At 66.1% G+C, this 6518-nt stretch carries 5 protein-coding genes; 2 read left to right on the forward strand and 3 right to left on the reverse strand.

What is annotated here, in order from left to right; genetic code table 11:
* Positions 1 to 13: 13 nt before the first annotated feature.
* Positions 14 to 1438: a Gfo/Idh/MocA family protein gene (locus tag NG698_RS20840; RefSeq protein ID WP_252612100.1), complete on the reverse strand. Its 1425-nt coding sequence runs from the start codon at positions 1436 to 1438 to the stop codon at positions 14 to 16.
* 308 nt (positions 1439 to 1746) lie between these two features.
* Between NG698_RS20840 and NG698_RS20845 the strand changes: the two genes are divergently transcribed.
* A complete protein-coding gene (locus NG698_RS20845) occupies positions 1747 to 2781 on the forward strand; it encodes a LacI family DNA-binding transcriptional regulator (RefSeq protein WP_252612102.1) in 1035 nt (344 codons plus the stop codon).
* Between the two features lie 42 nt (positions 2782 to 2823).
* Here the strand turns inward: NG698_RS20845 and NG698_RS20850 are convergent, their stop codons facing one another.
* On the reverse strand, positions 2824 to 3531 hold the full coding sequence (locus NG698_RS20850) for a FadR/GntR family transcriptional regulator (RefSeq protein WP_252612103.1): 708 nt from the start codon (positions 3529 to 3531) through the stop codon (positions 2824 to 2826).
* 96 nt (positions 3532 to 3627) lie between these two features.
* On the opposite strand from NG698_RS20850, the gene NG698_RS20855 reads away from it, so the two are divergent.
* Positions 3628 to 4965: an alpha-hydroxy acid oxidase gene (locus NG698_RS20855; protein ID WP_305884351.1), complete on the forward strand. Its 1338-nt coding sequence runs from the start codon at positions 3628 to 3630 to the stop codon at positions 4963 to 4965.
* A 317-nt stretch (positions 4966 to 5282) separates the two neighbouring features.
* Here the strand turns inward: NG698_RS20855 and NG698_RS20860 are convergent, their stop codons facing one another.
* Entirely contained in the window at positions 5283 to 6470 is a 1188-nt protein-coding gene (locus NG698_RS20860) for an IS30 family transposase (RefSeq protein WP_374210107.1), read from the reverse strand.
* Positions 6471 to 6518 lie beyond the last annotated feature (48 nt).

Below are 6518 nucleotides of genomic sequence, written 5' to 3' on the forward strand. Positions count from 1 at the left end.
GATTTCGGGCGGACTAGGCGTCGCGGCGAAGGTCTGCGCCGAGGTGGAGATCCTCGATGCGGACGGGAAGGGAGGACTCCAAGGAAAGGTTGCCGGCAATGCCCACGGACACGGAGCGGAGGCCGTCGAGGTATCCGGACGGACGGCCCAGCGGGTCCTCGCCGGGGCCGTTGAAGAGGTCGGAGAGGAGCAGGTCGTCGCCGCCGCCGTGGCCTCCTTCGCCGTTGACGATGGGCACCTCGTAGGCTGCTTCCCAGTGGCGCTGGACCACCAGGCGTTCGCCGTTGCGGCGGACGGCGTCCTCCTCCTCGATGGGGGTGGCGCTGGGGTCCACCACGGTCTTCTTGTCCGTGCTGTTGAGGACGGCGGCACGTTCCACCACTACAAGTTCGGCCCGGCCTTCGGTGCCGTTGACGGCCACGCGGTAGCCTTCCCACGGGCTGTGGGCGTTCAGGGAGTAGCTCAGGCGCGGGCCGCCCTGGTACTCCACCACGAGTGCCAGGTTGTCCTCGATGGTGATGCCGCCGGTGAAGACGTCCTGGTCGCGGCGGTAGCCGTCGTAGTGCTCGTTGTCCAGGAAGAGGGCCTTCAGGCGCTCATCCTCACGCAGGTCCAGCGCAAACGGATCCTTTTCGGCAGTAGCGGGCGCGCCGGCGTCGGGCGTTCCACGTTCCGGACGGGGACCCAGGCCGCGCTCGGCGGCGTTCTCATCGCCGTAGAACTTGAGCCCGCCGGAGGCGAATACGCGCTCCGGGACGTCATTGATCCACCAGTTGACCAGGTCGAAGTGGTGCGATGCCTTGTGGATCAGCAGGCCGCCGGAGTTCTTCTTTTCGCGGTGCCAGCGGCGGAAGTAGTCGGCGCCGTGGACGGTGTCCAGGACCCAGCTGAAGTCGATGGAGGTGACCTTGCCGATCACGCCGCTCTGGATGATTTCCTTGAGGGCGCTGTTGCGGGGTGAGTAGCGGTAGTTGAAGGTGACCACCACGTTGCGGCCGGTTTCTGCCACGGCCTTGGTGATGCGGCGGCAGCCTTCGGCGTCGATGGTGAGGGGCTTTTCGACGACGACGTCGGCGCCCGCCTCGAGTGCCTCCACGATGTAGTCCGCGTGCGTGTAGTCCGGCGTGGTCACCACAACGCGGTCGATGTTGTTGGCCTGAATGAAGGCAGTGAGGTCTGCGGGGTCAAAGGAAGCGACAGGTCCGGGCGCACCGAGTTCCTGGATCAGCTTCTGGTAGAACTCCACGCGGCCGGGGTTGACATCGGAGAAGGCCACCAGTTCCGCGGTATCAGCGTGCTTGCCGAAGATGGCCCGGATGTACATCTCGGAGCGGCCACCGGTGCCGATGAGGGCGATGCGGGCCCTGGTACTTGTGCCTGGCTCCGGCGCTGAAGTGAAGTCAGCGGTAGCAGAACTCGATTCGGCTGTGTTGACCATGAGGGTCCCTTTCGGAGGCTTCAATACTCGGCCGGACTGCGGCCGCTGGTGGTGCGCTGGGCTGTGGTACTGGCAAGCGAGAAAGCGTTTTCTCAGTGCTGCTACATGATTTCTATCAATAGACTCGCGGTCCCGTCAACCCTTATCCTCTCTAAGAGAAAGCGCTTTCTGACGGAAAGGCCTGTTTCTGCGGCGGCACAGCCCTCATCCGGCGCGCCGAACGAATGGAAACCGGTTTCCGAGAGCGTTGTATGCTGTCCCACGGGCGCCGGTAATCACGGGGACCGGGACTTACGAAAGGCAGGGCCATGGCCAGGAAATCGGCAACCGGCAGGATCGGCATTGCGGACGTTGCCGTGAAGGCAGGGGTTTCGCACGCCACTGTTTCGCGCGTCATGAACGGCAACTTCACCGTGGACCCGGACATCGCGGCGCGGGTGCGGGCGGCCGCCGTCGAGCTCAAATACCAACCCAATCCCGTGGGTCGCAGCCTCGCGCTGGGCAAGACGGACACCATCGGCATTGTGGTGCCCGACCTCGCCAACCCCACCTTCCAGGCGATCCTGCGCGGATTGAGCCGGGCCGCGGCGGAAGATGGCTACCGCGTGCTGATTGCCGATTCCTTCGAAGTCTCCAGCGAAGAAGCCATCCTGGCCGGCGAGGCCCGCCGGCGCTGCGACGGCCTGGTGCTCTGCGCCCCGCGTATGAGCGATGCCGAGCTCGAGGAAATCGCCCCGTCGCTGCACCCGCTCGTCCTGATCAACCGGACGACGGCGGCGGCCGGGATTCCGAGCCTCGTGGTGGACTACGGGCAGGGAGTCCAGGACCTCGCCGAGCACTTGGTGGGCCTCGGCCATACGCGCCTGGCCTTCCTGGCCGGCCCGGCAGGCAGCGCCTCCAACGGGCTCCGGCTCGAGGGCCTGGAGGCGTTCAAAACCCGGCACCCGCAGGTGGCCGTCACCATGCTCGACGGCGGCTCGGACTTCGATACCGGCCACGGGGCGGTGGACTCGGTCCTGGCCAGCGGCGCCACCGGCATCCTGGCCTTCAACGACCTCGTGGCCATGGGCCTGATGAGCGGCCTGCACGAACGCGGCGTGGACGTTCCGGGCGACATCTCCGTCACCGGCTTCGACGACATCCCGTTCGCCCGCTACACCACACCCACCCTGACCACCGCGGCGGTTCCGATTGCCGAGCTTGGCGGCCAGGCCTGGCGTGAACTGCGGGCACTCATCCGCAAGGAAGACCACGACGCCCCGGGCAGCCGGTACCAGCCGCGCCTGGAAATCCGGGCCAGCAGCGGGCCCGCCAAGGCGCCACGTACTGCGGCCCACGGCTGAGTTGCCCCGATTCCCTCCGCGAACTGCCATGTCGACGCCGGGTCAGCCCTCCGCCGGGCGCCCGACCCCGCCCTCGCGGTAGTACCCCTCGATGTGGGCAGCCACCAGTGTGGCCGCGCGCGCGCCGTCGTCGTTCCTGATGGCGGCCAGAATCTCCCGGTGCTCCGCCTGCAGGCGCGACGCTGTGGCATCCCAGTCCGGGAGATTGGCCGTAAACCGGGCGGTGTAGCCCTGGATGGATTCGCGCAGCGAGCCCATCATGGAACTGACCACGGCATTGCCGGCGGCGTCCGCGAGGGCCAGATGGAACCGGATATCCAGCGCCAGGAAGTCATCCGCCGTCCGGGCAACGCGTTCGACGGCGTCCATCTCGCCCAGGAGCGTGGCGGCCAGGTCCAGCTCCGGAGCGTCGGGCTTGGCCCGGGCAGCCGCCCAGGTCTCCAGCAGGATGCGTGTTTCCACGATGTCGGACACGGGCAGATGCTGCGTGGCAACGTGGAGCCGCAGCGCGGAGCCGAGCGCCGCCGTCGGATCCGAAATCACCACCGTTCCCGCTTCCGGGCCGGAGCCAACCCCGGCCCGGACCACGCCCATGGCCTCCAGGATCCGGATGGCCTCGCGCACCGAAGTCCTGGAAACTGCCAGCTGCTCGGCGAGCGTCCGTTCCGAGGGTAGGCGTCCGCCTACACTGAGCTGTCCGTCGGAGAGCTGCTTTTCGATCCAGGTCAGGACAAGCTGGTGCGTACGCATATCGCTATCGTAGTTGATGTGGTTGGACCACATAGCCTAGAGTGTGGTTAGACCACAGCCCGATCCCCTGCGCCAGGCCCACCAACGGAGGCAGCCATGACCCACACCATCCAGCCGAACAACCCCGAGGTCACGCCGGCCCCGGATGCCACGGACGTCCCGGCCTCCACCGCCACCGCGCCGAGTCCGGCCGCTTCAGCGGTGCCGGCTGCGCTGAAGCGCCGCATCCCCAAGTACTCGGACTTGGCCCCGCTGATGCAGTTCAAGAAGCCCGAGTTCAGCAAGGAAGCGCGGCTCAAGCGCGCCAGCACCATCTGGGACCTGCGGGACATGGCCAAGCGACGCACCCCGCAGGCCCCATTCGACTACACGGACGGCGCCGCCGAGGGCGAGATCACCCTGCGCCGCGCCCGCGAGGCCTTTTTGGACATCGAGTTCCGGCCCGGCATCCTGCGCAACGTCTCCAGCATCGACCTCAGCACCAACATCCTGGGCAAGCCGTCACGGCTCCCCGTGGGCATCGCCCCCACCGGCTTCACCCGCATGATGCAGTCCGAAGGCGAATACGCCGGCTCGCAGGCAGCAGAGGCCGCCGGCATTCCGTACACCCTTTCCACCATGGGCACGGCGTCCATCGAGGACGTGGCCGCCGCCGCCCCGAACGGCCGTAACTGGTTCCAGCTGTACCTGTGGACGGACCGCGACCGTTCGCTCGAACTGATCGAGCGCGCCGCCAAGGCCGGCAACGACACCCTGATGGTCACCGTGGACACCGCCGTCGCCGGCGCCCGCCTCCGCGACGTCCGCAACGGCATGACCATCCCACCGGCGCTGACCATCAAGACCGTCCTGGATGCGTCCTACCGCCCGGCCTGGTGGTTCAACTTCCTCACGCACGAGCCGCTGACCTTTGCCTCGCTATCCCGGTACACCGGGACCGTCGCCGACCTCATCAACTCGATGTTCGACCCCACGCTGACGTTCGAGGACCTGGACTGGCTGCGCGAAACCTGGAAGGGCAAACTCGTGGTCAAGGGCATCCAGACCGTTGAGGACGCCCGCAAGGTGGTGGACCACGGCACCGACGGCGTGGTGCTCTCCAACCACGGCGGCCGCCAGCTGGACCGCGCGCCCATCCCGTTCCACCTGCTGCCGGGCGTCAAGGAGGCCTTCACCAAGGACAACTCGGACGCGGCCATCATGCTGGACACCGGCATCATGAGCGGCGCCGACATCATCGCGGCACTGGCCCTGGGCGCCGACTTCACGCTGATCGGCCGCGCGTACCTGTACGGCCTGATGGCAGGCGGCCGGGCGGGCGTGGACCGCACCCTGCAGATCCTCGAGAAGGACATGGCCCGCACCATGGCGCTGCTGGGCGTAAGCAAGATCTCCGAGCTGACCCCGGACCACGTGCACCTGCTCAACAAGTAACGCTGCTCGCCCAACTAGGTAGCAGTAAGTGTCGTTTTGAGCCGGCAAAGTCAACTGGTGGAAGCAACGCTGGGTGGTTATGCCGCTTGTAGCAGCTGGTTCAGCCGGTTGGCTGGGGTTTCGAGGTTGAGGGTGGGCCGGGGTCGGNTTCACTTCTAACAAGGGCTGCGCCTATTCACCTGAACGCAACGCCGGGATACGGGTTGACATCACCGTGCAGACCTTAACCGAACGGCATTGGCACTAACCCCGTCCAAATGGCAGATGACGGCAGTGTTTTGAAGGCAAAGTCAACTGGTGGAAGCAACGCTGGGTGGTTATGCCGCTTGTAGCAGCTGGTTCAGCCGGTTGGCTGGGGTTTCGAGGTTGAGGGTGGGCCGGGGTCGGCGGTTGAGTTTCGCGGCGACCTTGCGGAGGTCCTCTGGGGTGTGAACGGAGAGGTCTGAGCCTTTCTCGAACCAGAACCGCAGGAGCCGGTTGGTGTTCTCGTTTGTCCCGCGCTGCCAGGGCGAGTGCGGGTCGCAAAAGTAGAGCGTGGTTTCGAGCGCGGTTTGGATCTGGGCGTACTCGGCCAGTTCCGTTCCGCGGTCCCAGGTGATCGACCGGCGCAGGTGCTCCGGAAGCTCGCCCATCTCCCGAATCATCGCCGCAGCGACGGTCTCCGCGGTGTGGTCCCCCGCGAGGTGGAGCAGGATCGTGAACCTGGTCGAGCGTTCCACGAGCGTGCCGATTGCGGTCCCGTCGCAGCCGATGATGAGGTCGCCTTCCCAGTGCCCCGGGATGGCCCGGTCCTGGACCTCGGCCGGGCGTTCGCTGATCTTGAACGCCTCCTTGTAAGGGCTGTTCTTGGTCCTGTCAGCGGTGTGCGGGACGCGTTGTTTCCGTTTCAGGCTGAGCTTCTCGGCCAGGTCTGCCCGCAGACTTCCGCGGGCCTGGACGTACAGTGCCTGGTAGATCGTCTCGTGGCTCACCTGCATAGTCTGGTCATCGCGGAAGTAAAACGCCAACATCGACGAGATCAGCTTCGGGCTCCACCCGTCATCCATCCACACCGCGATCAGCCGGCACAGATCCTCGTCCTCGACAAGCTTGAGCGGCTTGGGCCGGCGCCTGGCCTGATGCGCCTTCGTATGGGCGGCCGAGGCGTAATAAACCCCATCCGCGCTGGTGTTCCGTTTCACCTCCCGCCAAACCACTGACTTGTCCCGACCTATGGCCTTACCGATCTCGGCGTAGCTGAGCCCACATCGTCGGCCCATCTGGATCATCCCCCGCTCCACCCTTCCCAGCGTCCGGCCACCTGGGCCGTCCGTCGCCGGTGCAGGATCCGCAAGACCCCCAACGCTGCCCTTGCTCAAACTCATCATGTGGCCAGACTGGGCCCACCAGTTTCGCCCGGTCTGGTGCACAGCCCCGACACGCCGGGCGGCAGCGAAAATCGACATCCCCCCACACACAAGGTCAATGAACTCGGTGCGGGTACTCAGAGGAAATGACCTGACCATTAAACGCTCCATCAATCAGAGCGTTGCAACGACCATATGACTCTGCCG

Origin of the sequence: Pseudarthrobacter raffinosi (assembly GCF_023913735.1) — a bacterium.
GTDB lineage: Bacteria > Actinomycetota > Actinomycetes > Actinomycetales > Micrococcaceae > Arthrobacter > Arthrobacter raffinosi.